Annotated in this window: 22 protein-coding genes and 2 riboswitches; of the genes, 7 read left to right on the top strand and 15 right to left on the bottom strand. The window is 41.8% G+C overall.

Annotated features, from left to right (window positions below):
* Positions 1-39 precede the first annotated feature (39 nt).
* A complete protein-coding gene (locus AC623_RS05135) occupies positions 40-1,773 on the top strand; it encodes a DL-endopeptidase inhibitor IseA family protein (RefSeq protein ID WP_082174332.1) in 1,734 nt (577 codons plus the stop codon).
* A gap of 16 nt (positions 1,774-1,789) precedes the next feature.
* On the top strand, positions 1,790-2,290 hold the full coding sequence (locus tag AC623_RS05130; protein WP_053104072.1) for a C40 family peptidase: 501 nt from the start codon (positions 1,790-1,792) through the stop codon (positions 2,288-2,290).
* A 34-nt stretch (positions 2,291-2,324) separates the two neighbouring features.
* Here AC623_RS05130 and AC623_RS05125 read toward each other — a convergent pair whose 3' ends face one another.
* The 5 genes from AC623_RS05125 to AC623_RS05105 form a co-directional block, all read right to left on the bottom strand.
* Positions 2,325-3,104, bottom strand: coding sequence for a TerC family protein (locus AC623_RS05125; protein WP_049661217.1), 780 nt, complete (start codon positions 3,102-3,104; stop codon positions 2,325-2,327).
* 99 nt (positions 3,105-3,203) lie between these two features.
* A riboswitch (yybP-ykoY riboswitch) is annotated at positions 3,204-3,306 on the bottom strand.
* Positions 3,307-3,373: 67 nt separating this feature from the next.
* On the bottom strand, positions 3,374-6,445 hold the full coding sequence (locus AC623_RS05120) for an efflux RND transporter permease subunit (protein ID WP_049661215.1): 3,072 nt from the start codon (positions 6,443-6,445) through the stop codon (positions 3,374-3,376).
* 185 nt (positions 6,446-6,630) lie between these two features.
* Positions 6,631-8,010 (bottom strand): Na+/H+ antiporter NhaC, encoded by a 1,380-nt coding sequence (gene nhaC / locus AC623_RS05115; protein ID WP_049661214.1) that lies wholly within the window; start codon positions 8,008-8,010, stop codon positions 6,631-6,633.
* 175 nt (positions 8,011-8,185) lie between these two features.
* On the bottom strand, positions 8,186-9,772 hold the full coding sequence (locus AC623_RS05110) for a peptide chain release factor 3 (protein ID WP_049661212.1): 1,587 nt from the start codon (positions 9,770-9,772) through the stop codon (positions 8,186-8,188).
* Positions 9,773-9,865: 93 nt separating this feature from the next.
* Positions 9,866-10,108, bottom strand: coding sequence for a YueH family protein (locus tag AC623_RS05105; protein WP_049661209.1), 243 nt, complete (start codon positions 10,106-10,108; stop codon positions 9,866-9,868).
* 241 nt (positions 10,109-10,349) lie between these two features.
* Here AC623_RS05105 and AC623_RS05100 point away from each other — a divergent pair, with 241 nt between their 5' ends.
* From AC623_RS05100 to AC623_RS05090, 3 genes are all read left to right on the top strand, one after another.
* Entirely contained in the window at positions 10,350-11,408 is a 1,059-nt protein-coding gene (locus tag AC623_RS05100) for an FUSC family protein (protein WP_049661206.1), read from the top strand.
* A gap of 149 nt (positions 11,409-11,557) precedes the next feature.
* A complete protein-coding gene (locus AC623_RS05095; protein WP_049661203.1) occupies positions 11,558-11,815 on the top strand; it encodes a GlsB/YeaQ/YmgE family stress response membrane protein in 258 nt (85 codons plus the stop codon).
* A 34-nt stretch (positions 11,816-11,849) separates the two neighbouring features.
* Positions 11,850-12,107 (top strand): GlsB/YeaQ/YmgE family stress response membrane protein, encoded by a 258-nt coding sequence (locus AC623_RS05090; RefSeq protein ID WP_049661200.1) that lies wholly within the window; start codon positions 11,850-11,852, stop codon positions 12,105-12,107.
* A 49-nt stretch (positions 12,108-12,156) separates the two neighbouring features.
* Here AC623_RS05090 and metC read toward each other — a convergent pair whose 3' ends face one another.
* The 5 genes from metC to AC623_RS05065 all read right to left on the bottom strand — a co-directional run bounded on the left by metC (position 12,157) and on the right by AC623_RS05065 (position 17,236).
* Positions 12,157-13,326, bottom strand: coding sequence for a cystathionine beta-lyase (gene metC, locus AC623_RS05085; protein ID WP_049661197.1), 1,170 nt, complete (start codon positions 13,324-13,326; stop codon positions 12,157-12,159).
* A 5-nt stretch (positions 13,327-13,331) separates the two neighbouring features.
* Entirely contained in the window at positions 13,332-14,438 is a 1,107-nt protein-coding gene (locus AC623_RS05080; protein WP_049661195.1) for a methionine biosynthesis PLP-dependent protein, read from the bottom strand.
* Between the two features lie 69 nt (positions 14,439-14,507).
* Positions 14,508-14,611, bottom strand: a riboswitch (SAM riboswitch).
* A 69-nt stretch (positions 14,612-14,680) separates the two neighbouring features.
* On the bottom strand, positions 14,681-15,682 hold the full coding sequence (locus tag AC623_RS05075) for an aliphatic sulfonate ABC transporter substrate-binding protein (protein WP_049661192.1): 1,002 nt from the start codon (positions 15,680-15,682) through the stop codon (positions 14,681-14,683).
* A 26-nt stretch (positions 15,683-15,708) separates the two neighbouring features.
* Positions 15,709-16,467 carry an ABC transporter permease gene (locus tag AC623_RS05070; protein ID WP_049661189.1) on the bottom strand — a complete coding sequence of 253 codons (759 nt, stop codon included), beginning with the start codon at positions 16,465-16,467 and terminating at the stop codon, positions 15,709-15,711.
* Positions 16,451-17,236 (bottom strand): ABC transporter ATP-binding protein, encoded by a 786-nt coding sequence (locus tag AC623_RS05065; RefSeq protein ID WP_049661186.1) that lies wholly within the window; start codon positions 17,234-17,236, stop codon positions 16,451-16,453. The genes AC623_RS05070 and AC623_RS05065 overlap by 17 nt, the downstream gene beginning before the upstream one ends.
* 226 nt (positions 17,237-17,462) lie before the next feature.
* Here AC623_RS05065 and AC623_RS05060 point away from each other — a divergent pair, with 226 nt between their 5' ends.
* A complete protein-coding gene (locus AC623_RS05060; RefSeq protein WP_049661183.1) occupies positions 17,463-18,719 on the top strand; it encodes an NAD(P)-dependent malic enzyme in 1,257 nt (418 codons plus the stop codon).
* Positions 18,720-18,777: 58 nt separating this feature from the next.
* Here the strand turns inward: AC623_RS05060 and AC623_RS05055 are convergent, their stop codons facing one another.
* Positions 18,778-19,587, bottom strand: a complete 810-nt coding sequence (locus AC623_RS05055; protein ID WP_049661181.1) for a pirin family protein — start codon at positions 19,585-19,587, stop codon at positions 18,778-18,780.
* A gap of 46 nt (positions 19,588-19,633) precedes the next feature.
* The gene (locus AC623_RS05050; RefSeq protein ID WP_049661174.1) at positions 19,634-20,470 is read right to left on the bottom strand and encodes a TetR/AcrR family transcriptional regulator; all 837 of its coding nucleotides are present in this window, start codon (positions 20,468-20,470) and stop codon (positions 19,634-19,636) included.
* 184 nt (positions 20,471-20,654) lie between these two features.
* Here AC623_RS05050 and AC623_RS05045 point away from each other — a divergent pair, with 184 nt between their 5' ends.
* Entirely contained in the window at positions 20,655-22,160 is a 1,506-nt protein-coding gene (locus AC623_RS05045; RefSeq protein WP_156186996.1) for a DHA2 family efflux MFS transporter permease subunit, read from the top strand.
* A 53-nt stretch (positions 22,161-22,213) separates the two neighbouring features.
* On the opposite strand, the gene AC623_RS05040 is transcribed toward AC623_RS05045, so the two are convergent.
* From AC623_RS05040 to AC623_RS05030, 3 genes are all read right to left on the bottom strand, one after another.
* Positions 22,214-22,981 (bottom strand): IclR family transcriptional regulator, encoded by a 768-nt coding sequence (locus AC623_RS05040; RefSeq protein WP_049661166.1) that lies wholly within the window; start codon positions 22,979-22,981, stop codon positions 22,214-22,216.
* A gap of 138 nt (positions 22,982-23,119) precedes the next feature.
* Positions 23,120-25,291, bottom strand: coding sequence for a malate synthase G (locus tag AC623_RS05035; protein WP_049661163.1), 2,172 nt, complete (start codon positions 25,289-25,291; stop codon positions 23,120-23,122).
* A gap of 313 nt (positions 25,292-25,604) precedes the next feature.
* Positions 25,605-26,843 carry a helix-turn-helix domain-containing protein gene (locus AC623_RS05030; protein WP_049661160.1) on the bottom strand — a complete coding sequence of 413 codons (1,239 nt, stop codon included), beginning with the start codon at positions 26,841-26,843 and terminating at the stop codon, positions 25,605-25,607.
* Between the last annotated feature and the right edge of the window lie 22 nt (positions 26,844-26,865).

Genomic DNA, 26,865 nt, shown 5'->3' with positions numbered 1-26,865 from the left:
GCGCTATAGTAAGAACATAAAGGAGCACCAAAAAAGGAGGTGAGTGCCATTGGTTATAAAAAGATAACAAGCCTGTTCGCTCTCTCGGCTCTTCTTCTAAGTGGATGCAATCTCTTGCCTGATCCTGCCGGCTTGATTCAGGCACCGCAAGTTGCCAAAGCAGCAGAAGCCAATGAAAAAAATTTCTTTTCAATTGTAAAGCCCTTTTTACCTTCTGGAGCCGTTATTGTTACACCAACGGAGCCTGTAGGAAGCAAAGCGATCCAAACAATTGATATTAACAGAGACGGGACAGATGAGCTGTTTGTTTTTTATAAATCAAAGTCCTCTCTTCCTTATTTGCTAGTGCTGCAGAAAAAGAATCATCGTTGGGAAAAGTTATGGGAAAAGAAAGGAAACGGCTATACGGTCAGCTGGGCCGCCGCCGCTGATATAAATGGAGACGGGCAAGCTGAGCTGCTGGCAGGCTGGAAGATCGGTGAGTCAGCAGGAAACATTTTAGAAGTGTACTCCTATAAAAAGAATGCTTTTTATAAAATGGGTTCCCTTAATTTTCATGAGCTCGATCTCATTACAACCAACGAACAGCATAAAAATAAAATTTACCTCGCTCTTTGGCAAAGACAAATGGCAGACATCTATCAAGTCACCATCCAAAGATGGCATCAGTCACACTTTGCACCTGACAGCTCCATTGATCAGGAATACTTTCCAAGAGTGGCAGCTTACTATCAAGAGCGGGCGACGGAAGTCCCCAATGCTGCTTATTATTGGTTTTATTTAGCTGACTCTTTATTAAAATCAGGCAAAAGCCCTGAAGCCTTAAAAGCTATTAATAAAGGAATTGAAGCTCAGCCTGTTGAGCCAAGAATTGAGCAATTTGAAAAGCTCAAAAAAGAGATCGAGGAAAGCATTAAGAACAAACAGGAGCCTGCTTTCGAGTACTACAACAAAGCATTAGATTTTTCATTAAGCATCCCGCAAAAGCTTGAAGGAAAGATCGTTGCCGACGAGGATGAAGGGCTGACAGCGGAAAAACAAGTCAACATTTATGCTACTGCCGATCATCTCCAGAAAGGTTTGCTATTTGCGATCGAAGTGTATCCGAAGGAAACATGGCTAGGCTTAGGAAAAGATGCTCCTTTAATGAAACTGGCAGAAAGAGATGGCTTAGTCTATACAGCAAGATTAACGAATGAACATCCTTTTTCCTCACAGCCGGATAGCACCTCTTATCAAGTCTACAATGAGTGTCTGGCTTATATAGATGAAATGATCCAAAGCTTTGCTTTCGGTAAACAGGAAAAAGAGTTATCAAGCTTAAAAGAAGAAATGGTTAGAAAAAGTATGCAAGAGGCCAAGCGAAAATATTGGTACGTCATGGCGGGTGGAGAACCAGAAGCATCTGAGGAACCAATCTATTCCTTCCCCTACCATAACACCGATTACCGTTATGTAGGAAAAGATCTTGATACACAGAAAAAGCTTTTCTCCTATCTCGAAACTGATTTCACTTCAGAGGCGATCAGCCAAATGATTGAGCGAGCCAGAATCGTCGAATATCACGGACGACTTGCTCAGCCAAATGCAGATGGCGGATCTTTAGCTAACTATAGTAAAGCGAGAATACAGTTAACAAAAGAATCAGAGACCGAGAAAGAATATGATGCATATGTGCCTATAGGAGAAGGCCCAAATGTTGAAGTTGTTCATATTGTCTATAAAAAAACGAATAGTGGCTGGAAAATTCATACGGAGCCACAATTATTTTAAAAATGGAGGAATTACAATGAAAAAGAAATTAATGGGATTAGGGTTAGCAACAATGATGGTATGCTCTGCAGGAACTTCTGTATTTGCTGAAGCTCCAGCTGCTCCGGTAAAACAAACAACTCCACAACTTACACCAGAGCAACAAATTAAAAACATTACAGATTACGCTCTCAAGCTGAAAGGTGTGCCTTTTAAAGTGGGCGGAACAACTATTAAAGGCTTTGATGCTTCTGGCTACGTTCAACACGTATTTGGAAAACATGGCGTGAAGCTGCCACGCAACTCAGCCGAAATCTATAAAAATGGTGTACCGGTTGCGAAAGATAAACTTAAAAAAGGCGACTTGGTTTTCTATAATACAACAGGCAAAAAAGGCAACACAGTTAGCTTTGTAGCGATCTATTTAGATAAAACTCAAATGATCGGCGTCTCTACAAAGAGCGGTGTGACGATTATTGATATGAACAATAACTATTGGAAAACAAAATTTGTAGGTGCGAAAAGAATCGTCAAGTAATTTAAAAAGCGCAGCAATCTGCTGCGCTTTTTTATTATTCTACCGCTGTACTAACCGGTCCTTTTTTTCTAGCAAGCAGGTATCCACCAAGAGCCAGAGCTACAAGCACGATCCAGAAAGTTAATTTCCACGGTGTAGATTCAGGAAAATGCTCATCCAAAATATGAACTTTCGGATGAGATAAAGTAAATACCGCTAATTTAACACCAACCCAACCGACAATCATAAAGGCGGCTGTTTCTAAAGTTGGATAGCTTTGCAGCAATTTAACAAACCAAGTAGCGGCAAAACGCATAATCACAACCCCTATTAATCCGCCAAGGAACATAACGAGAAACTGGCCAGCGTCAATACCGCCGATATGGAACCAGCCGCTCGGCTGCAATGTAACCGCTAAAGCGACAGCTGCAAGCATGGAATCAATGGCAAAAGCAATATCAGCTACTTCTACCTTTAACACAGTCACCCAGAAAGAAGAGCCTTTCGATTCTTTGACTTCATGCTCCTCTATTCCATCATTCCCTTTATTCTTCCATGTTTTATAGAGATGGTTAAATGAGATAAAGAATAAGTAAAGGGCACCAATCGCTTGAACTTGCCACACTTTCACTAAAAATGTAATAAGGAACAAAGCGATAAAACGGAAAATAAAGGCCCCAAGCAATCCATAAAATAAAGCTTTCTTTTGTTGTTCTTTTGGCAAGTGCTTCACCATCACCGCCATAACGACGGCATTGTCAGCGGCCAGAATGCCCTCAAGTGCAATTAGCACGAGCAGCACCCAGCCATACTCTAGTAACATTGCTGCATCCATAAGTAAATCTCCTCCTGTAATCTTTTAGTATTTTTCTCCAAGCTTACCAAATTTAAACAACAAAAAAGACCTTTGCCTATAATAGGCAAAGGTCTTGCTGGACATGCTTACACTCATGTCAACAAAGCCGATGGATACGATCCATGAATTGACGACTTTGTTTTAGGTAAAATACCTAACGCTACTCCCCTTTGACTTTCGTCATTGAAGATTCTGTTGTTTGTATCTTTAGTATAAATCTTCCTGCCCAGCTTGTAAACAATTTTCATCTACTTATTTGCCTTTTTATTTATCTTTCTTGTCTCTTTATCAAAAAAGCTGTAGACGACAGGAATGACAAACAGCGTTAGAAACGTACTTGACAGCAGTCCGCCAATCACGGTGATTCCCATCGGCTGATTAATTTCTGTTCCGCCGCCAATGCCGGCTGCGAGCGGCACGAGGCCAAGAATAGTCGTTAAAGCAGTCATTAAAATAGGGCGAGCCCGGTCTTTAGCTGATTCGATAATCGCCTCGTAACTGCTCAGGCCGCTTCGTTTTCTTTGAATAATGTAATCCACAATCACAATCGCGTTATTCACAACAATACCAGCAAGGATAAGGACACCGATTACAGCTGGTATGCTAATAGGCGTTCTCGTAATCGTCAGTGCAAGCGCAACGCCAACGACCATCAATGGAACGGTGAACATAATGACAAATGGATATTTAAACGACTCATATTGAGCAGCCATTACAATATAAATCAAGACGATAGCCAAAACAAGCGCCAACATCATATCATCAATAGAGCTTTCCAGCAATTCTCGGTCACCGCCAAACGTAATGGTCGTTTCCTCAGGCAAGTCGAGTGCAGCAATCTTTTCATCTACCTTGTCCGAAACGGCTCCTAAATTCGTGTCGGATAGATATTTCGTCGAAAACTGGACAGCCTCCTGTTGATTAATACGCTGGATGACGACCGGTCCTTGTTTCACTTCAATATCTGCCAATTGCTCAAGCGGATAAAAATTGCCGGCCGGCGTTTTTATAAGTAATTTCTTTAATGCTTCTATCTTTTTTGTTATTCGTTCATCATAACGGACAACAACGGTTTGGACGGCTGAATTTTCACTAATAATTTGGGTAGCGGGCACCCCTCTTGTCGCGTCATTCACAATAGAAGCTACCTGCGCTGGAGCAAGACCGGCCGCGAGTGCTTGATCTCGTTTTACCTTTATTTGTACTTCTTTTACCGTTTCTTCTCTATTCGTTGACACCTCTGTTATGTCATCTATATCCTTAACTGCTTTCTCGACCTCTTTAACGGTCCTATTAAAGCGTTCTGGATCGACGTCCCGTACGTTAAACGTTAACGTTTGTGGACTAGACCCAGAAGCTGACTGCATGTTAAAAGTGACTTCTGCCGTAGGATTTACCTCATGGGCTGCTTTTTCAACATCCGGCTTTACATCGTCAACAAACGCAAAGACAGAACGGTCTCTTTTTCCAAGCGGCTTTAGCTTTACATATAGCTCTGCTTTATTAGATGAGCCGGTTCCTCTAAACGAATCTTCTTGAGTCGAACCGACAAGACTGACATATACGTCTACGTCTTTTTCCTTGCCAAGCTCTTTCTCCACTGCTTTTACGACTTTATTCGTTTCCTTTAAAGAAGTACCATGCTCAACGTCCAATCTAATGTTAAAAAAACCTTCATCTGTTGCTGGGAGAAATTGAGATCCAACCGTTGTCAATCCCCATCCCCCAGCAATCAGCATGACAAGGGATACGACAATAACGAGCGGCCGGTGATGCAATGACCAGCGAATCGCTGATTCATAACGCTGGGCAATCTTCGGTTCTCTCTTTACATTATGTTGGGATTCAGGCAGTTTCAGCCAGCGGCTTGCCATCATCGGAATAACGGTTAAAGCGACAATTAAAGAGGCCGCGAGACTGAAAGAAATCGTTAAAGCGAATTCTTTAAATATTTGTCCAAGAATCCCGGAAATGAAAACAACCGGTAAAAAGACGGCTACTGTCGTTAAGGTGGAAGCCGTAATGGCTGCCCCTACTTCCTTGGCACCGTCTCGGGCTGCCTGCCGGGAGTCTTTTCCCATCGATAAGTGGCGGTAAATATTTTCAATGACGACGATCGCATTATCCACAAGCATTCCGATCCCTAATGCCAGCGCTCCGAGCGTCATAATATTTAAGTTAAAGTCAGCGAAATACATTAGTACAAACGTGACAATGACCGAATAAGGAATGGCGACACCAATAATGAGAGGGCTTTTTACATTCCTTAAAAAGGCAAATAACACGAGCATCGCTAACAATCCACCAAGAAGAAGCGAGCTGCCGATATTTCCAATCGCAAGACGAACGTAATCCCCTTGGTCAAATAGAATATCTGACTGGATACTTTCATAGCGCTTTTCTTTCATCAATTCATCCAACTTCTTTTGAAACTGCTTGGACACTTCTGCGGTATTAGCATCCGCCTGCTGCAAGACACTCAAAAGAACAGCTGGATGCTCATTAGCCCTTGTTAAACTGCCAGTGTCTTTTCTTTTCGACTCCACTGCAGCTACATCGCCAACAGTAATTTCTTCTCCAGTAAGCGGGTTAACCGTCACTACTAATTTTCTCACATCATCCATGCTTGTCAGCTGGCTGACAATCCTCGTCGTTAAGGACATGCCGTTCGATTCAACAGGACTTCCCGGAAGCGAAACATTGTTAGCCTGGATCAGTTGTACAATATCCGACTGAGCTACGTTATATTGTTTCATCTTTTGCTCATCAAGCTGAATCACAATTTCTTCCTCTAGCGTACCGGAAACATTTACACTGGCGACTCCTTCTACTGTCAGAAGATCTTTCTCTAATTGATCGGCTAGTTTCTGCAATTCATCTTCATTTTTAACAGACTGCAAAGACAATTGAATAATGGGGAATTGAGAAGGGTCAAACTTCAGAAATTGCGGCTTGCGTACATCCTTTGGAAGAGGTGTTTGGTCAATTCGCTGGAGAACATCTGATTGAACATCGTCAATTTTAGTACTCCAGGAAAATTCCATTAAAATTAAATTAGAGCCTTCCCTCGTTGTCGATGTAATATTTTTAATTCCTGGGAGTGTAGATAAACTTTCTTCCAGAGGTTTTGTCACTTTTTCAACGATCTCGACCGGACTAGCCCCTTCATAAGAAGTGACGACAACAGCAACAGGGGGATTAATATCCGGAATCAATTTAAGTGGTATTTTTAATAAAGAGACCACACCGAGAATAATAACTAGAAACATCACAACTGTTGTAAAAACAGGCCTCTTAATAGAAAAGTTACTGATTCTCAAAATAAATCTCCTTTCACGGTTTTCTTCGCTTTTTTATAGTCACCCTTTTAACTATAATGCACCGCTATTCACTGTTCAACTTTAAACGGAAGAAAAAGGATTTACTTCAAAGATCATAAAAAAACTGCCCCTCCAACTGTTGTGTCGGGTGCAGTTCATTCAAATACATTCTCTTTTCACTAAAACTATTCCTTTTTCGTTAATGTCCACCCTGTCATTCCATATAAAATAGTGAGCAGCGGGCTTAGCAAACAGAAAAAGGCAAATGGCACATAATCGACCGTAGCCACGCCAAGCATTTTTGTGATAAATACACCACATACTCCCCAAGGAACAAGCGGGTTAATCACTGTCCCAGCATCTTCTAGTGTTCTAGATAAATTTTTCCGAGCCAATCCGACTTTTTCAAACTGCCGCTGAAAAGCCTCTCCTGTCAGTAAGATCGATAGGTACTGTTCACCAATAACAAAATTAATACCAATGGCAGCAAAGGCGGCGGCAGCTACCGTGCTGGCGACTTTTCTTAAATAATGTTCAATCGCTTCAAAAAGACGGGGCACGATACCAAGGGAGAATAGCAATCCACCGAGACCCAAAGATAACAAAACGAGTGAAACAGTAAACATCATGCTGTCCATTCCGCCCCTTGTGAGCAAAGCATCAACCTCTGCATTGCCTGTCTTAGAAACAAAACCGGAAAACAAGATATTCCATATTTCAGCAAGCGTCCTGTCAGAATGAAAAAAGGATAAAAGGACACCAAATGCTGAACTTAAGGCAAGTGTCACAATCGGCGATACCTTCTTTATAGATAAGAAGAAAAGCAGCACGAGCGGCAGCCATGCATCCCAGTGAATTAAATTCATTTCACTTAATGCGGCTTTAATCGCTTCTACTTTTGGAAACTGTGTCTGTTCAACTTCTGGAGAAACAATCCCAAATAAGACGAGCGTAATCAGAAAAGCCGGAACGGTTGTCCAACACATGTTTCGAATATGTGTAAATAAATCAACGCCGACGATCGAAGCCGCCAAGTTGGTTGTGTCTGACAATGGGGACATTTTATCACCGAAGAAAGCTCCAGACACAATCGCTCCGGCTGTAATAGCAACTGAAGCGTCCACTGCCTGGCTTACCCCGATAAAAGCCACCCCTATCGTTGCGACCGTTGTTAAAGAGCTTCCAATCCCAAGTCCAACAATAGCCGTCACGATAAAAACGATGCTATAAAAAAAATTCGGTGTGACGAGACCGAAAGCGGTATAAATCATCGTAGGAATGGTTCCCGATATGATCCAGCTGCTAATCAATACGCCAATAAGAAAAAAGATGAAAACAGCTCCTATTCCGCTTTTTGCCCCTTCCATCATGCCCTCTTCCATCGTTTTTAACGGAACTTTTTTCAGAGCACCGAATGATAACAGAACAAATATAGACAGCAAAATAGGAATATGGGGCACCGATTCGAGCTTTATAATGGAGAAGCTAATCAAGGCCACAATAACAGCTGTTAAAAAAAGTGCCGCTGGCAAAGAAGGCCTCATTCTTGGTTGAATCTTAAACATTATGTCCACCTCAATGTTGTCACTAACTTTTTCACTTGAACGCTTTTATGCGTTGAAGTAACACTATTCATTATTAACGACGATGATTTCACTGTCAATCATTTTTTCAACATAATAACTTTTAGAAAAACCAGTCTGCCCTAAAGACAAACTGGTTTTTAATAAAACGTTATAATTAATATGATTTCTCATCTAGTGGATGATAAAGTTTAATGTGTTCATTCTTATCCTGGAACCAGCGAAGCGCAAAGTCATTTTCAAATAAAAAGACGAGCTTTCCGTGCCGGTCTCTTACGAGCAAGCTGCGTGAGCTTGATAGGCTTTCCTTAACATCCTCTTCATTCTCAATCCAGCGGGCAATTTTAGAGCCCATCGGCTCCATAACGACTTCAGAATTATATTCACCTTTCATCCGATGTTCAAATACTTCAAACTGCAACTGGCCAACTGCGCCAAGAATATAATTTTCCGTATGCAGCGTCTTGTATAGCTGGATGGCTCCCTCTTGCACTAATTGTTCAATTCCTTTATGAAAGCTTTTTTGCTTCATCACATTTTTAGCGCTTACTTTAACGAACAGCTCAGGAGCGAATTGCGGAAGCTTTTCATATTGAAAAAGTGGTTTTCCGCCTACAAGTGTATCGCCAATCTGATAATTTCCTGTATCGTATAAACCAATGATGTCCCCACTAACTGCTTCATTTACCGTGCTGCGGTCGTCTGCTAAAAACTGTGTTGATTGAGATACCTTTGATGTTTTACCCGTTCTTGTCAGCGTGACGCTCATGCCCCGTTCAAATTTTCCAGAGCAAATCCTGAAGAATGCAATCCGGTCACGGTGAGCAGGATTCATGTTCGCTTGGATCTTAAAGATAAATCCAGAAAATTGTTCATTAACAGGATCAATTTCTCCTTGATCCGACTGGCGCGGCTGAGGAGGAGGAGCAAATTGCAAATACGTCTCTAAAAACGTCTGAACACCGAAGTTTGTCAAAGCACTTCCAAAGAAGACAGGGGTCAGCTCCCCTTCCGCAATTCTCCCTTCAGAAAATTCATTGCCAGCTTCCTCTAGCAGCATGATTTCTTCAAGCATCTGATCATACAAAGCAGATTTTTTAATCTCATGATCAATCGCTAATTCTCCCTCTTCATTAAGCGGAAGAAAGCGGTCTTCTTCTTTTTCCGTACGGAACTGCTCGATCCGTTCATTAAAACGGTCATAAATACCGAAAAACTCTTTCCCCATCCCAATCGGCCAGTTCATCGGATAAGATTCAATACCAAGCACTTCTTCAAGCTCCGCCAATAACTCAAGCGGCGGCTTTGCTTGACGATCTAATTTATTAATAAACGTAAAAATCGGGATACCCCGCATTTTACATACTTTAAATAATTTCTTGGTCTGTGCCTCAATCCCCTTTGCTGCATCAATGATCATCACGGCACTGTCTACTGCCATTAACGTCCGGTACGTATCTTCACTGAAATCCTCATGTCCTGGTGTGTCAAGGATGTTAACGTGACAGTCATGATAATGAAATTGCATAACAGAAGAGGTAACTGAAATCCCCCGTTGTTTTTCAATTTCCATCCAGTCAGATGTAGCGAACTTGCCAGTTTTTTTCCCCTTAACTGTACCCGCATCACGAATTGCTCCTCCAAATAGGAGCAGCTTCTCTGTTAATGTTGTTTTCCCTGCATCCGGGTGGGAGATAATTGCAAATGTTCTCCTGGAGAGAACTTCTTCTTTTAATGAAGCCATATGGCAGCCAATCCTTTCAAAAATAAAATCCGTTCGCCTGTCGTTTCACTTTCTCTAAAAAATTAATATAACGGAAAAAGTGCTATACGTCCATTACATTTCACAAGTCCACTGATAGATACGATGAGCCATTTCAGAGGCAGCTTGTTCGTCCAAAGCTGTTTTATTCAAAGAAGCAGCCAGACGATCGATCAGCTTCTCTCCTGCCTCCTCATAAGTAAAAGAATTAGACCATTCAATAGAAGGAACTGCGACTACAAATGTTTCCTCCTTTTTATTTTCATAAATAAATACTTTGGTTTCCTGACCATCTGAATAGCTTTTTCTGATTTTCATGTTTAACCACCCTCAATTAAGACTCTGCCCTGTCTATTATATAGGAAACTTGATGTTTTGCCGGGCTATTTACTCATTATTTCATTATAAACTATACACTTGCAGGGCTGGCAAGAAAAGATAACGGAAAAATAAATGATCTTCGTGGTATTTTCTGGACAGTTATATTTCCTTCCAAAACAATCTTGCCTGTATGCTATACTCGGATATACGAAAGAAATAAAAGAATACAGGTGGTTTTATGCATATTTTCCGACTTCCCGGCAGCCGGATCATTAAAACAGGGGCAGCTGTTTTCATTACTGCTCTTGTATGTGAAGCACTCGGCTGGCCGCCCGTTTTTGCTGTTATTACGGCAATCGTCACAATTGAACCAACAGCAGCTGCTTCAATTCAAAAAAGCTTCATTCGCTTTCCCGCTTCTATTATTGGAGCCGGCTACGCTATGCTGTTTACATACTTATTTGGGCACAGCGCTCTTACCTTTACACTAGCAGCCGTACTGACTATTTTTACGTGTTCAAAACTAAAGCTGGATGCTGGCCTGCTTGTCGCTACCTTGTCAGCTATTGCGATGATTGAAGTAACAGAGGCCCACTTTGCTTATGCTTTCTTCACAAGATTAGGCACGACCAGTATCGGTCTGATCGTTTCTACGCTTGTTAACTTATTGATCATGCCGCCTAATTATTCAACAGAAATTGCAAAAAAGGTGGATATGCTCCATGCGAGAACAGCACAGCTTTTAATAGATGTAACTAGTGCTCTTTTAGAGGAAAAAAGTGCCGATCATTTTAAGTTCAACTATCAGTCGGATCAGCATTTATTCGAAAAAGCAGAAGCACTGTGCCATTTTCAAAGAGAAGAGTGGCGCTATCATCGCTTTACACAAGAAGACAGGCGTAACGTTCATTTTAACTTCAAAAAACTAGAAACGTTACAGCAAATTCATTTTCATCTTGGGAACATGATTTCTTTGGAACCTGATCCCCTCTTCTGGAGTCCAGAGCAAAAAGATCGTATTCGACAATCCATACGGATGTTAGCTTCTTTTATTGAGCATCCTAATAAACAGGCAGACGTCTCTCTACATGAAAGCATGAAGCCTATTATGGAAGAATTTTGGTATGCGAAGGCAGAGGCAGGAATTGAATCTGGGGAAATGAACCGGCTTTTTTCTATTGAGATTTCTCTTCTTTATGAATGGCTCTCTATTTTTGAATTGGCAGAAGAATTACAATCTCATTCTACTTTCTTGCAAAAGCAGTCATCTCCTCCATTATACGATTACAGGAAATAAATCCGTTGTTTCTTCCCACTTTGTGAAATAATAAACCAGTTTTGGAAAAGTTTTTTATTCTTTTAGTTGACTTTTCATGTTTCATATGCATCTATTCGGGAATAAATAAACCAAGCACGGAATAATAAAAAAAGTAAGGAGGAAACAAAATGGGCTTTATAATGTTTTTAATCGTTGGAGGAATTATCGGCTGGTTAGCCGGTCTAATCTTAGGTAAGGATATTCCTGGAGGTATTATTGGTAATATTATTGCTGGTATTATCGGCGCTTGGATCGGTGGTGCGCTTCTTGGCGATTGGGGTCCAGATATCGGCGGTATGGCAATTATCCCAGCGTTAATCGGTGCGATCATCCTTGTGTTTATTGTTAGCTTTATTATGAGAAGTATGAGCCGTGACCGTGCTTAACTATTTTAATAAAGTAAAGTAAGGAGGAAACAAAATGGGCTTTATAATGTTTTTAATCGTTGGAGGAATTATCGGCTGGTTAGCCGGTCTAATCTTAGGTAAGGATATTCCTGGAGGTATTATTGGTAATATTATTGCTGGTATTATCGGTGCTTGGATCGGTGGTGCACTTCTTGGCGACTGGGGTCCAGATATCGGCGGTATGGCGATTATCCCAGCGTTAATCGGTGCGATTATCCTTGTGTTTGTTGTTAGCTTTATTATGAGAAGTATGAGCCGTGACCGTGCTTAATAATGATAATAGAAAAAACCGGAAAGCATCGGCTTTCCGGTTTTTTCTATTATAAAGAAACAGGTGATTCTACTGCTTTAAAGGCTTCTTCAAAATCAGCGATTAAATCTTCCACCGATTCCAAGCCGACTGACAGCCTTAACAAGCCATCCGTAATCCCTCTTTTATATCGCTCTTCTCTCGGCATAGCAGCATGGGACATTTTTGCCGGATAAGATAAGATTGACTCTACCGCCCCAAGGCTCACCGCAAACACCGGGATTTTCACATGATTAACAAACTTCCGTACGGCCCCTTCATCCTTTAATTCAAAGGAAAGGACAGCTCCGGGTCCAGTGGATTGATAAGAATGAACAACATGCCCTTCATGATCGGACAATCCAGGGTAATACACTTTTTCTACTAGCTCATGTTGTTGTAAAAATTCGGCCAAGGCTTGCGCTGATTTAGAAGATTGCTCAAGACGCACGTGAAGAGTTTTTAACCCTCGAAGCACGAGCCAAGCATCTTGAACACCAAGTACAGCGCCGAATGAATTTTGCAGAGCGTACAAGCGGTCGCCAAGCTCTTTATCCTTTGTGACAGCAAGTCCAGCTAGTACATCACTGTGACCGGATAAAAACTTCGTAGCACTGTGCAGAACAAGATCAACACCAAGATCAAGCGGACGCTGTAAAGCTGGTGTCAAAAATGTATTATCGACAAATGTCAGACAGTTGTTTGCTTTTGCCAATTTAACAATTCCTTTGATGTCCGTCACTTTTAACAAAGGGTTAGACGGTGTTTCCATGTAAATTAATTTTGTGTTTTCTTTTATATTGGAGGCGACTTCATGTAAATTGGTCATATCCACAAATGTATGGTCAATCCCAAAACGATTGAGTACAGTTGTGACCATGCGATACGTACCGCCATACACATCCTCCGTAATCAATATATGATCTCCTTTAGAAAGCAGAAGGAAAGCAGTAGAAATCGCTGCCATGCCTGATGAAAAAGCAAATCCGCGCGTGCCGCCCTCTAGCTCAGCGATCGCTGTTTCTAGTGCTTCTCTTGTCGGGTTCCCAGAACGGCTGTAATCATAGCTGCCGAACCGATCGAAATCCTTTTGGTGAAAGGTAGAAGCATGCTGAATGGGTACACTAACTGCTCCCGTTCCTTCATCAAATTTATGGCTGTTGTGTAATAGTTTCGTTTGAAAAGAATACTGCTCACTCATTATCTTCACCCCTTCATTTTGTTAAACGCTTGTGTTAAATCAGCAATTAAATCCTCTGCATGTTCAATTCCTACTGAAAAACGAAGCAGCCGGTTACAGACACCGTTTTGAATCCGCATCTCTTCCGGGACATCCATGTGTGTCTGTGTCGCTGGATACGTAATAAAGCTCTCTACTCCACCGAGGCTTTCAGCAAACGTAATTAGATTCAAGCTTCTTAAAAAGTCATCCACCCACACTTCCGACTCTAAGCGGAATGATAGCATTCCTCCTCGTCCCGGATAGAGAACATCTGTCACCTCCGGACAACATCGCAGAAATTCTGAGACTTGTTTTGCGTTCTGCTCGTGCTGCTTCATACGCAGGCTCAGTGTTTTCATACCGCGGATTAACAGCCAGGAATCAAGCGGTGCTAAAACGGCTCCAATAGCATTCTGCATTTCTCCTACCGACAAGGCCAGCTTTTCTCCTTTCACTGCAATCAAGCCGGCCAGCACATCATTGTGCCCGCCTAAATATTTCGTCGCACTGTGGATGACAATGTCAGCTCCTTGCGTTAACGGACGCTGCAAATATGGCGTGTAAAACGTATTATCCACAATGAGCAGCAGCCCATGCTCTTTCGCTAATCCTGCCACCAACTCGATCTCTACCTCCTGCATGAGCGGATTAGTAGGTGTTTCAAGAAAGATGACTTTTGTCTTTTCTGTTATTTTCTTCTTCACTTCGTTGATATCTTGAAAGCTGTCATAGACAAATGACAGTCCAAACTTTTTCCACCCTTTCTCAAATAAGCGATACGTCCCGCCATATAAATCGGCGGAAACAAGCCACTCATCCCCTGGTTCAGCCAATGCCAGCAGAGTTTGGATCGCCGCCATCCCCGATGAAAAAGCAAACCCAGCATCGCCGCCTTCCAAATCTGCAATGGCTTGCTCTACAATTTGCCGTGTTGGATTTCCTGTGCGGATATAATCATAACCCGTTGAACGTCCAATTCCCTCATGACGGTAAGCTGTTGAAAAGTAAACGGGTGCATTGACTGTTCCTGTTGCTGTTTCACTGCGATTTCCAATTTGTGCTAGCACTGTATCGATGTGTGTATGTGACATGTTCTTCTCTCCTTTATGTATGCCTAAAAATAAAAAGCCTTCTTAAGAAGAAGGCTTTTTAATATCTTCCTCTCATCTTTCGGGATGGATCCCGCTGGAATTAGCACCTTGACTTTACGCAGCCGGTTGCTGAAGCATCATCGGGCCAGTCCCTCCGCTTCTCTTGATAAGAACTTATAAAATTTTGACTTTTTTTAAATGTACAGTAAAAAGATCGAAATGACAAGAGTTTTTCTAATATTTTATTTTTTCGCAAATTGTTTATCGATCAATGCATCGAAATCAGGCTGCTCTTTCAAGAATTTCAAGTCATAAGAAGAGTTAGCAAACTCTTGCACAACTTTTTCATTCACATCTGCTGTGTACGTAATTCTTTCCCATGCACTATCGACAACGTCTTTTGCCAGTTCTTGCTTCGTATCCTTTTTAATCGCTGCAATCGTTAGCTTCTTCGCCTCTTCAGGATTGCTGTTAATAAAATCGATTGCTTTTTTATGAGCATCTACAATGTGCTGCACAAGCTCTGGATCCTCTTTAATTAATTTGCCGCTTGTCACAAGTACAGAGTTAGGCAGTGTTGTACCAAAAGAAATTTCGTCGCTATCTACAATAATTTTTGCTCCTTCTTCTTTCACGAGCAAAGAGCCCCAAGGTTCAGGAACAGCCGCAAGATCGACTTTACCAGATTCAAATAAACCGGCATATTGAGCTGGCTTTCCAGTCGTGTGCTTTAAGCTGCCGCCAATACGATTTGATTCAAGCCCAAAATCTTTTATAAATGTTTCCATTTGCACGTCATGTGTACAACCCACACCAGGAGTGATAAATGTTTTACCGGCAAAGTCTTTAACTGAATTAATGCCGCTGCCTTTACGAGCAACGATAACCGTACCGCCTGAAGAGCTGCCGGCCACAATTTTCACGTCGGCTCCATTCGTAAAGTTATTCATAACCGGACCAGGCCCAACAAGCCCCGCCTGAACGTCTCCTGTTTTCAATGCCACCATAAAGGCTCCGCCATCTGGAAAAGATTTATATTCAACATCCACGTCTTTGCCAAGCGCTTCTTCGTAGTACCCTTTTTCTCTGGCGATCATAGCCGGTACATGGTCAAGGTTTGGAAAATAACCGATGACCACTTTCTTTTTGCCTTCTGATTTTCCCTCTTCTGCCGAGTTGCAGCCGGCTAATACACCAACTAGCAAAAGCATAATGAAGCCAACATAGCCAAGCTTCTTCTTCATGTTGTTTCCCCCATTAACTAAAAATATTAATTTGTTTCAAGTCCCCAGCGCCGCATAACATTTTTCTCCACTCTTTGGAAGAATGCATAATCGACGATGCTTCCAATGACGCCAATTAAAATCATGACAGCAATCACGAGGCTCATGTCCCCGAAGTCAGAGGCATACTTTAACGTATAGCCTAGTCCTGGCCCTGTACTTAAAATTTCAGCAGCCATCAACGCCCGCCACGCAAATGCCCAGGCAAGCCTTATTCCAGTGACAGCATAAGGAATAGACGCTGGGAAGATCACTCTCATGAACAAGTCAATTCCCCGTGATCCCATTGTCTGCGCCGCCCGAATATAAAGCGGAGCTACACTCTTAATGCCCATTCGCATATTGATCGTCATCACAAGTGTACCGCCAAGAACGACAATGAAAATAACTGATTTTTCATTTAAGCCAAACCACATAATAGCAAGCGGCAGCCATACGATGCTCGGTACGCTTTGGAGAGCCAAAATAAGTGAACCAAGTGTTTCATCGGCGGTTTTTGATTTAGCTAATAAAATGCCGATGCCAATTCCCAATACGAGAGAAATAAGCAACCCGACAAATAGACGCTCAAAGCTTGCTATTAAGTCATAAATTAATGTTTTGTCTTCAAATCCGCGAACGAGTGCCTGCCAAACATCTGTCGGCTTTGGCATGACATCCGGCGTCCAGCCGCCTGCCCGCACGATTCCTTCCCAAGCAATTAATAAAACGATAAAGAAAACAAGTTGTTTAATGATTCGCTGCATAGGCTAGTTCCTCTTTTACTACTTTGTCAATTTCATTTTTTAATAGCAAGCTAATTTTCTTTTCAAGCTGGATCACTTCTTTTTGATCAAACCTTCTTGGTCTTGGGATATCTACTGGAATATCCGCAATGATTGTTCCTGGCTGTGTACCCATGACGATGATTCGGTCTGATAACTTAATAGACTCCGAGATGCTGTGAGTAACAAACAAAATCGTTTTTCGTGTCTCAATCCAAATTTTTTCAAGCTCTGCATGCATGCGCGCCCGTGTCTGCTCATCTAATGCACCAAATGGTTCATCCATTAACAGTACTTTTGGGTTCATAGCCAGCGCTCTGGCAATAGCTACACGCTGCTGCATTCCTCCTGACAGCTCATGAGGATAATGGCCGGCGTAATGAGAAAGCTGCACCATTTGTAAAAATTTACGCGCCGTTTCTTTCGCCTCTTTTTTGCTCATTTCCTTTTTTAGAGGAAACATGACATTTTCTTCTACGTTCAGCCACGGGAATAAGGCGGCTTGCTGAAACACCATCCCCCGGTCTTTCCCCGGCTTTTTAATTGGTTTCCCTTCGAGCTTAATTTCACCGGAAGTCGCTTCACTTAAGCCCGCTACCATCGATAACAACGTTGACTTCCCACAGCCTGAAGGACCAAGTATGGAGACGAACTCCCCTTCATTTATCGTAGTGTTTACATCAACCAGTACATCATTAACTACTTTATTATTAACAAACTGCTTATTAATACCATCTATGTGTAAGAACATAAGATCACCGTCTTTTTAAATTAATCATATTTATCTAATCGGATTTATTTGTATTATATACTGTATGCATAGAAAGTCAATTGTTTACTAAAAATTTTTTACATTTAATTAAATTTTCTGATTTTTCCGTTGATTATCCTTTCGGGATGTTATAGAATAAAACACATTACTTCTTGAAACGAACTGAAAAACATCACGGCTTATTAATTAAGGAGAAGAGGAGATTATGAGAAATTTAAAAGAAGAAGCACTAGAAATTCATCGAAGCCATCAGGGAAAGCTGGAAACGAAGGCTAAATTAAACGTTAAAAATTTAAAGGATTTGAGCCTCGTTTATTCCCCTGGAGTCGCTGAGCCCTGTCTTGCCATTCAAACTAACAGCGAAACAATTTACGATTACACAATGAAAGCGAACACTGTAGCTGTAATTTCTGACGGTACTTCTGTATTGGGGCTTGGAGATATCGGAGCAGATGCTTCTTTGCCAGTTATGGAAGGAAAAGCCATACTTCTAAAAAACTTTGCTGGTGTGGATGCCTTTCCTCTGTGCCTTGACACGCGCGACCCTGAAGAGTTCATTAAGACAGTGAAGCTGCTCACCTCATCTTTTGGCGGAATTAACCTTGAAGATATAAAAGCACCTAACTGCTTTTTCATTGAACAGCGCTTGAAAGAAGAGTTGAACATTCCTGTGTTTCATGACGATCAGCACGGTACGGCCATTGTAACACTCGCTGGCTTGATTAATTCACTTAAACTCATTAACAAGTCTTTTAATGAGATTAAAGTGGTTATTAATGGAGCAGGCGCAGCTGGGATTGCTATTACCAAGCTGTTAAACAATTTCGGGGTAAAAGAAATCATCATGTGTGATACGAAAGGAGCTATTTATAAAGGACGCCCGTACGGAATGAATCCAATCAAAGAAGACGTAGCCGCCTTTACGAATCCTGACCGGAAAGAGGGTACTTTAGAGGAAGTAGTGAAAAACAGTGATGTCTTTATCGGTGTTTCCGCCCCAGGAGTATTAACTCCTGACATGATTCGTACGATGAAAAGAGATCCAATTGTCTTTGCGATGGCGAATCCGAATCCAGAGATTACACCTGATGAAGCGAAGGCAGCGGGTGTAAAAGTGATTGGTACAGGCCGGTCAGACTTTCCGAATCAAGTAAACAATGTCCTTGCCTTCCCAGGCATTTTCAGAGGAGCACTTGATACGCGTGCCTCCGACATTAATGAAGAGATGAAAGTAGCGGCAGCCTATGCTATTGCCTCACTTATTTCTGACAATGAGCTGGCAGCAGATTATATTATTCCATCTGCTTTTGATGCCCGGGTTGCTCCTGAAGTAGCAGCGGCTGTGGCACGTGCCGCGATCGAATCAGGCGTTGCCCGCAAAAATATTGATATTGATTCCTTACGCACGAAAACCTATCAGCTTTCTGCTATTCAAGTTCAGCCAGCTGAAGTTGTTTTTTAATGGAACAAAGAAGCAGCCACAGTTCTGTTATATACAGAGCGCGGGCTGCTTCTTTTTATCAATTTGCTGGCGGGCCAAACTTCCCTTCTTGATAATCCTGAAAAGCCTGACGAATTTCTTCGCGGGAATTCATCACAAATGGCCCATGTGCTACGATAGGATCACCATGTGCCTGACCAGAATAAAGAAGGACCCTCGTTCGCTCTAAAGCTTCTATCCGAAAAGCTGTTCCTTTTGTTAAATTAGCTGCCTGTCCTTGTTTGAGAATCACTTTTGTTTCGCCAAATGATGCCTGTCCACCCAGCACGTATAGGAAAGCCGTGTCTTCATTCGGCAGCTCATGGGTATACGTTTCATTGGCAGGCAGGTTGATTTCCACCATAGAAAAAGGAACGAGCGGCTTCATTGGGCCTCCTTCTCCAGCAAAAAGACGAACAGCGGCAGATCCTATCTTTTTTACTGGCACGTCTTCTGCATAAATATCCTGATAGAATGGTTTCGATTCTTTCAGTTCAGCCGGCAAGTTCAGCCACAGTTGCAGGGAATGAACAATATCGTCACCGACCGCTTCTTCAGCGTGCCGTGCTCCGGCCCCTGCATTCATATATTGAACATCACCCGGTCCAAGAATGCCTCTTCCACCTTTGTTATCAATATGTTCTAGCCGGCCATCGATCACATATGTCACCGTTTGAAATCCTTTATGCGGATGATCAGAGAATGTTCCTCTCTTAAACCAATCTTCAGCCAGCATAATAAAAGGATCCATTTCATACATTTTATCCGGCGGCAGAACGAAGGCCTGTTGAATATGCGGAAACCCTCTTTCGTTAAACTTTACCTTCCATGATTCAAATACATTGCGCATTGTATGCTCCTCCCTTCCTTTCTTTTAATATAAGGAGTTTGCTGGACTACCTTAAATAGTCGGTAATCAATCCTGCCAGCGTCTCCCCGCCATCCATTGCTTGAACAACCGCCTCTATGATCGCCATGCGAGGCTCTAGACTGCCTATTTCATTTTGTACAAAAGTCAGCAGTTCACTTTGTTTCGGGGCAGCTTCCTTTTGCATCGAGCTGATTTGCTTCATAATGGCTCTCTTCTTTTTTTCCTTAGAAAGCGTGGATTCAGGAAACCATTTCTCAATGAAATGGACGCCAATCAAAATATCTTCATTCCTTTGCACGTCTTCTATTACTGTATCCATCCGACGCAGTCCATAAGCGATAATCTCCTTGAGATCAATTAACTCATTCTTCGTGACCATCGATAAATGAATAATCTGCTGGATCATTCCTAAAAAAACAAGTGTAAGATCTAGAGAATACGGCTTCACTGCCTCACCGTAAAGCTCAATTACACGGCCTTGCATCCACTTCAATTCTTCTAAATAATGGCGCTTCACAAATTGTTTTAGCTCTTCCTCTTGAGAAGCGAACACCCCTTGATATAGGGCAAATAAATTATTCCGCTTATTTACTTCCATCGTAACAGCAAGTTGATCGCTGAACCCTTTACAGTCTGACACTGGCCGCCCCGCAAGTATGGCCATCCGACGCTTTCTTATTTCGACCTTAATACTTTCGAAAATATCAATTAACAACTCACTTTTAGAAGTGAAATAATTGTAAAAAGTACCCTTAGATATATGGCTTTCATCTAAAATGTCTTGAATAGAAGTAGCATTAAACCCTTTTTCTACAAAAAGTGCGTGAGCCGCTATCATAACTTGACGCTTACGATCATTCATTTCATCACCTGAATTTCTTTAGTTGTACTACCTGTATAATTCCATCGTATCTTATATGAATAAAAGAATCAAACCCTCTAATAAAGTAATATTTTTTATTGATTTTTTTGGACTATCGGTATATGATTGAAATCTGTTAGAACTATAGTTCAAAAATTATACACCTTGTATGGGAGGAAAATGTATGAATACACAAGGAGCCTTGGAAAAGCCTCCGTATGGAATGATTGCCATTTTATTTGTTGGTGCGTTCGTCTCTATTTTAAACGAGACTCTTTTGAACGTCGCACTTCCATCTATTATGAAGGAGTTTGATGCATCGGCATCAGCTGTTCAATGGCTGTCAACCGGTTACATGCTAGTGAACGGTGTCCTCATTCCAGCCAGTGCTTTTTTTATTCAAAAATTTACAAATAGAAAGCTCTTCATTTTAGCGATGAGCTTGTTTACAGTTGGAACCGTGCTTGCCTCTTTTGCTCCTTCGCTCGGCGTATTACTTGCCGCTAGAATGATTCAAGCATCGGGATCTGCCATCATGATGCCATTGTTAATGAATGTTATGCTGTTTAGTTTCCCTGTTGAACGCCGCGGAGCCGCTATGGGACTATTCGGACTTGTGATGATTACAGCACCAGCTATCGGCCCTACCTTGTCAGGCTGGCTGATTGAACACTATTCATGGCGCACCTTGTTTGATGTTGTCATCCCAATCGCAGCCATCACCCTATTGTTTGCCATCTTTAAATTGAAAAATGTTACTCCTCAGCGAAACATTAAGCTTGATATTCTTTCATTAATTTTATCAAGTATTGGCTTTGGCGGACTATTGTATGGCTTTAGCTCCGCCGGGGAAAAAGGATGGGACTCTGTCTATGTTGACATTCCTATTGCTGTCGGTCTTATCGGTTTATTGCTGTTCATTTTCCGTCAGCTTCGTCTAGATGAACCGCTTTTGGAGTTTCGAATTTATCGCTATCCTATGTTTGCCCTTTCTTCAGCGATATCTGTCGTGCTATCCATGGCGATGTTTTCGGCCATGCTGTTAATGCCTATTTATGTACAGACATTGCGTGGAATCTCTCCGCTTCACTCTGGCATGCTTATGCTGCCGGGGGCGCTTGTGATGGGACTCATGTCTCCTATTACCGGTAAGCTGTTTGATAAGTTTGGTGCGCGTATCTTAGCGGTAACCGGACTCATTGTAACAATTTACACCACTCACTTGTTCAGTAACCTAACTCTTGATACGTCCTATAGCTATTTAATGATACTTTACACTTTGCGGATGTTCGGTATGTCGATGGTAATGATGCCTGTCATGACGAATGGCTTAAATCAGCTTCCACAAAGCATGAATCCGCACGGCACAGCGATGAATAACACGCTTCAACAAGTTTCCGGTGCGGTAGGCTCCGCTTTTCTCGTCACACTGATGCAAAATCGAACGGAGTCAGAAGCTGAAAAGTTAGCTGAAGCAGCGATGAAAGAAATGCCTGCTGGGACCCAGCCAGATCCTGCTCAAATGGCTGAGATGAAAGCACACATTATGAATGAAGCGATGCTTCACGGCATTAACTTTTCTTTCACGATTTCCGTGTATATCGCTCTCGTGGCGCTCATTCTTGCCTTCTTTATGAAGCGTGTCAAACCAGCAAAAGAGCCTCACAAAGAGCATTCTCTTGAAATGTAATAGAAACATAAAAAAGCATCCAGAAACCTAACTTCTGGATGCTTTTTTATCGATTAATGCTGATAGCCAAGCCGGTTGGAAATCGCTTCTCCAGCCTGGATCATCCGCTTACTTAAAACTCCCAGTCTTTCATCTGTCATTCGCAGTGTCGGACCGGAAATACTGACAGCTGCTGCTACACTTCCTGTATGATCAAAAACAGGGGCTGCTATACAGCGAATGCCGATTTCATTCTCTTCCAGATCAAGCGCATATCCTCTTTCTTTCACCTTTGCCAGCTCATTTAAAAAAACTTCCTTTTCGACAATAGTGTGAGAAGTATGTGCCGGCAACCCTTTTCTCTCAATCGTAGACAGCACATCAGCCATTGGCAAATGAGAAAGGATAGCCTTGCCAACTGAAGTACAATGAACAGGTGCCCTCTTACCGACTTTAGAATGCATGCGTAACGTTTCGTTACCATCCAGCTTCTCGATGTATACCACTTCTCCCTGATCATATACAACTAGATGCACCACTTCATTTGTCTCCAGTTCAAGCTCCCTTAGTATAGGTTGTGCCTCAGCTCGGACATCAAGTGAGTCAAGCAATCTTGAACTGATATCAAGAAATTTGTAACCAAGCCGGTATCTTCCGGTTTCGTCATTTTGTTCTATATAACCATACTGGCTTAAAGTCGCTAACGTACGAAAAACAGAGCTCTTATTAATATCGATTTGTTTGGAGATTTCTGTCACGCCAAGCCCCTGTTTTGATCGACCTACAAGTTCGATAATATCAAGGGCCCGTGCAACCGACTTTACTACATTTTCTCTTTCCAATTGACAGGCTCCTTTCAATAAAAATAAAAAATGCTAATAAACCTCTTTTATTCGCCAAAGAGGCTGGCCTCCGACAGGCCAGCCCTTTCTTATTATCTCTTATTCTTCCTAAATAATAAACCCTGTATACAGGAGATTTTATTGAGTAACACTATATTTCTCTTTTGCCTCAAGGCGACGCTGATGCAGGATAGGCTCTGTGTATCCATTCGGTTGCTCACAGCCTTTAAATACAAGATCGCATGCCGCCTGGAATGCTACGGAATCCTCGTAATTTGGCGCCATTGGACGGTAACCGGCATCTCCCTCGTTTTGCTTATCAACAACAAGGGCCATTCTCTTCATCGTTTCCATCACCTGCTCTTCTGTACAGATGCCATGACGCAGCCAGTTAGCAATATGCTGGCTGGAAATGCGGAGCGTGGCCCGGTCTTCCATTAAGCCAATGTTGTTAATATCCGGCACCTTCGAACAACCAACCCCTTGTTCAACCCAGCGGACTACGTAACCAAGAATGCCTTGTGCATTATTATCAATCTCTCGTTGAATCTCTTCTTTGCTCCAGCTTGGATTTTTCTCAAGCGGGATTTGCAGAATATCATCGGTGTAATCTTGCTTCGTTTGTTTTACTTCATCTTGTACTTGTTTTACGTTTACTTGATGATAATGAAGGGCATGGAGTACAGCGGCTGTTGGCGAAGGAACCCATGCTGTATTGGCTCCTGCTTTTACGTGGCCGATTTTTTGCTCCAACATAGCAGCCATCAGATCCGGCATAGCCCACATGCCTTTGCCAATCTGAGCATGGTTTTGCAAGCCTGCTGCAAGCCCTTCAGCAACGTTGGACTTCTCATAAGCCGAAAGCCAGACAGAAGATTTAATATCTCCTTTGCAAATGACTGGTCCCGCTTCCATTGAAGTATGAATCTCATCTCCTGTTCGATCAAGGAAGCCTGTATTTATGAAAGCAATTCGGTCTTTAGATGCCCGAATACAGTTTCTCAAGTTCAGAGACGTCCGTCTCTCCTCGTCCATTACGCCGATTTTTATTGTGTTTCTTTCTAAGTCTAATAAATCTTCAATTCGATCGAATAATTCACAGGCAAACGCTACTTCCTCGGATCCATGCATTTTTGGTTTAACGATATAAATAGAGCCTTTGCGAGAATTGATTAGCTTAGCGTTACTACAAATAGAATGCTTAGCGATTGCACTTGTCACGATTCCGTCAAGAATGCCTTCAAATACTTCGTTGCCATTTTCATCAAGTACCGCATTAATCGTCATTAAGTGGCCGACATTGCGGACAAACATTAATGAACGGCCCGGAAGCTTGAAGGTACTTCCGTCTACTGCTGTATAACAACGGTCTTCATTCATTTGACGTGTCATGCTCTTGCCATTTTTCTCAAATGAAGTACTTAAATCACCTTTGGCTAACCCAAGCCAGTTACGATACACAAGCACTTTATCTTCTGCATCAACCGCCGTCACCGAATCTTCACAGTCCATAATAGTTGAAAGGGCCGCCTCCATGAGAATATCTTTTACGCCTGCTGCATCGGTTTTCCCAATCGGGTGATTTTGATCAATTTGAATTTCAAAATGAAGACCGTTATTTTTTAAGAGTACAGCAGAAGGAGCATCCGTTTGTCCACGGAAGCCTTGCAGCTGCTCCTTATTTTTTAATTTCGTTTCACTGCCGTCTTTTAACGTGATAACTAGCTCTCCATCTGTAATTGCATACTTAGCAGCTTCTTTATGGGAATTGCTCTCAAGCGGTGCGGCCTTGTCAAGAAAATCACGTGCAAATGCAATGACTCTTTCTCCTCTTATCGGATTGTAATTTCCTTTTTTCTCAGCGCCATCTTCCTCGGAAATCGCATCTGTTCCGTATAACGCATCGTATAAGCTTCCCCAACGAGCGTTGGCTGCATTAATCGCATAGCGGGCATTGTTTACGGGTACAACAAGCTGCGGTCCAGCCTGGAGAGCGATTTCTTCATCAACATTTTCTGTTGTTACTTGAAAATCCTCCCCCTCTGGCTCAATGTAGCCAACTTCTTTTAAGAAAGCCTTATATTGATCTGACTGAAATGAATGGTCTTTATGCCACTGGTCAATTTTTCTCTGTAATTCATTCCGTTTCTTTAATAATGCCTGATTTTTCGGTGTTAGTTCAGCTACAATTTTACTGAAACCTTCCCAAAACTCTTCTGTTTCTCCCCCTGTTCCTGGCAGTACCTCATTATTAATAAAGTGAAGCAACTGTTGATCAACTTGCAAGGACCCAACTTTTACGTAACTCATTTTCACACCGCTCCTTTGTTTCTTATTACGCAACAGCGTTTCTATAAATTTCTTTAAAAAAAGATTAGCATAGAAGTCTGAAAATTACAACTAGTTTTCTATGAATAGTCACTAAATAACCTGGAAAAGCCTGCCTTTGCCTTTCCATACCTCTTAACCAACAAAAATAGAAATTAAGCAAGAGATGAACAATAAAAACATAAAAAAAGAAGCCGCCCTTTTACAGGATAGCTTCCAACCAAGAACCTTATCGTACTCTTATCTTACACATTGCTAAGCTAATTGAAACACCCCCAAACCGACCAGTTGGTTTCTATACAAAAACGATTTCTTTCGTCAGCCTAAAGTCTCTTGGCGTTGCTCCAACAAACTTTTTAAATGTTGAACTAAAATAATTAGGTGTATTAAATCCCGTCATGTCGGCAATTTCCTCTATTGTATAACCTGTTTGTCTGAGCATTCGTACTCCGTTTCTTAATCTAACAAACGTAACATATCCTGAAAAATTATTTCCTGTTTCTTTTTTAAACAATCGGATAAAGTGGGAGTAGCTTAAATTTACGTGCCTTGCTACATCCTTTGCTGTCATTTCTTCACCAAAATGAGTATGAATAAAAGCTGTGCTTTTTTTGATGTCCGGTTCCTTAGAAATTTCTTCGTAATAACGAAGGGAGACCTCATGGAATGGCGGCAAGCTCCTGGCGATTTCCGCTTCTCTAAAAGAGTGGTGAAGAAGATGGGGATCATTGTAAAGGGAACCGACACCTATATAAATTTGGATCCGATGCTTTGTTAATAGAATTTCTATAATTCTTTCGAATAACTTTCTTCCTTCCTGCCAGCCTTTTAAGGAACAAATGCTTTCGGGCTGCCGAAACAATACAAGCATAGATTTACGGAGGGGAATAAAATATAAACGCGATACTTTTCCAGCAAAAACCTGATTGAAATAGGAGCAAATTAATTGACTAGAATGATTTTCATCAGCGGGGTCACAGTCTAAATGAGCAAAGCCCTCCACATAGCAGACAGCATTAGGAAATGTATTCTTCTTAAAAATAGAGAGGGCATCCATCATGACATTCTCAGATTGAATATTTTGATGTAAAAGCTGTCTCAGAACATAGTTCTCCAGCGGTTCATTTTCCACTGTATGACCTGCGGAGATGATTTTTTCTCCCTCTAATTGAAAATGTACAGCCGGCTTTTTCTTCAGCAGCTTTAATACATCATCCATGCTCCGAATAAAAGCTGATTTTTTTACGGGATTGAATACGAGAGAATGTGCTTGCAGCCGGATAGCTAATGGTGAAGTATGCTGCCATCTTTGATCTAGTAATAGTATGTAAAAACAATTTTGCCGCTTCATTAGGCGATATACCTTCAGCCAATCGTTTAACTCGCTTATTTGGAAGATTTTAATATGTGTTGCTTTGCCGCTATAAGAGTCCGTCTGAATAAAAAATTGCTGTTCGTATTTTTCCTTAAGCCATTTTTTTAACAAAGGATAAGATGTTGAATCGATATTTTCAAGACAAATCGTGTATTTCATTCGCTATCTCCCTTCTCCCCCA

This window comes from Bacillus sp. FJAT-27231, from assembly GCF_001183975.1.
In the GTDB taxonomy this organism is placed as follows: Bacteria; Bacillota; Bacilli; order Bacillales; family Domibacillaceae; genus Pseudobacillus; species Pseudobacillus wudalianchiensis.
This window is presented reverse-complemented; position numbering and strand designations above follow the sequence as displayed.

What these genes read in the sequence shown, in the direction of transcription:
- AC623_RS05130 (WP_053104072.1), top strand. Translation starts at nt 1,790, where the DNA reads ATGAAAAAGAAATTAATGGGATTAGGGTTAGCAACAATGATGGTATGC.
- AC623_RS05125 (WP_049661217.1), bottom strand. Translation starts at nt 3,104, where the DNA reads ATGGATGCAGCAATGTTACTAGAGTATGGCTGGGTGCTGCTCGTGCTA.
- nhaC (WP_049661214.1), bottom strand. Translation starts at nt 8,010, where the DNA reads ATGTTTAAGATTCAACCAAGAATGAGGCCTTCTTTGCCAGCGGCACTT.
- AC623_RS05110 (WP_049661212.1), bottom strand. Translation starts at nt 9,772, where the DNA reads ATGGCTTCATTAAAAGAAGAAGTTCTCTCCAGGAGAACATTTGCAATT.
- AC623_RS05105 (WP_049661209.1), bottom strand. Translation starts at nt 10,108, where the DNA reads ATGAAAATCAGAAAAAGCTATTCAGATGGTCAGGAAACCAAAGTATTT.
- AC623_RS05100 (WP_049661206.1), top strand. Translation starts at nt 10,350, where the DNA reads ATGCATATTTTCCGACTTCCCGGCAGCCGGATCATTAAAACAGGGGCA.
- AC623_RS05095 (WP_049661203.1), top strand. Translation starts at nt 11,558, where the DNA reads ATGGGCTTTATAATGTTTTTAATCGTTGGAGGAATTATCGGCTGGTTA.
- AC623_RS05090 (WP_049661200.1), top strand. Translation starts at nt 11,850, where the DNA reads ATGGGCTTTATAATGTTTTTAATCGTTGGAGGAATTATCGGCTGGTTA.
- metC (WP_049661197.1), bottom strand. Translation starts at nt 13,326, where the DNA reads ATGAGTGAGCAGTATTCTTTTCAAACGAAACTATTACACAACAGCCAT.
- AC623_RS05080 (WP_049661195.1), bottom strand. Translation starts at nt 14,438, where the DNA reads ATGTCACATACACACATCGATACAGTGCTAGCACAAATTGGAAATCGC.
- AC623_RS05075 (WP_049661192.1), bottom strand. Translation starts at nt 15,682, where the DNA reads ATGAAGAAGAAGCTTGGCTATGTTGGCTTCATTATGCTTTTGCTAGTT.
- AC623_RS05070 (WP_049661189.1), bottom strand. Translation starts at nt 16,467, where the DNA reads ATGCAGCGAATCATTAAACAACTTGTTTTCTTTATCGTTTTATTAATT.
- AC623_RS05065 (WP_049661186.1), bottom strand. Translation starts at nt 17,236, where the DNA reads ATGTTCTTACACATAGATGGTATTAATAAGCAGTTTGTTAATAATAAA.
- AC623_RS05060 (WP_049661183.1), top strand. Translation starts at nt 17,463, where the DNA reads ATGAGAAATTTAAAAGAAGAAGCACTAGAAATTCATCGAAGCCATCAG.
- AC623_RS05055 (WP_049661181.1), bottom strand. Translation starts at nt 19,587, where the DNA reads ATGCGCAATGTATTTGAATCATGGAAGGTAAAGTTTAACGAAAGAGGG.
- AC623_RS05050 (WP_049661174.1), bottom strand. Translation starts at nt 20,470, where the DNA reads ATGAATGATCGTAAGCGTCAAGTTATGATAGCGGCTCACGCACTTTTT.
- AC623_RS05045 (WP_156186996.1), top strand. Translation starts at nt 20,655, where the DNA reads ATGAATACACAAGGAGCCTTGGAAAAGCCTCCGTATGGAATGATTGCC.
- AC623_RS05035 (WP_049661163.1), bottom strand. Translation starts at nt 25,291, where the DNA reads ATGAGTTACGTAAAAGTTGGGTCCTTGCAAGTTGATCAACAGTTGCTT.
- AC623_RS05030 (WP_049661160.1), bottom strand. Translation starts at nt 26,843, where the DNA reads ATGAAATACACGATTTGTCTTGAAAATATCGATTCAACATCTTATCCT.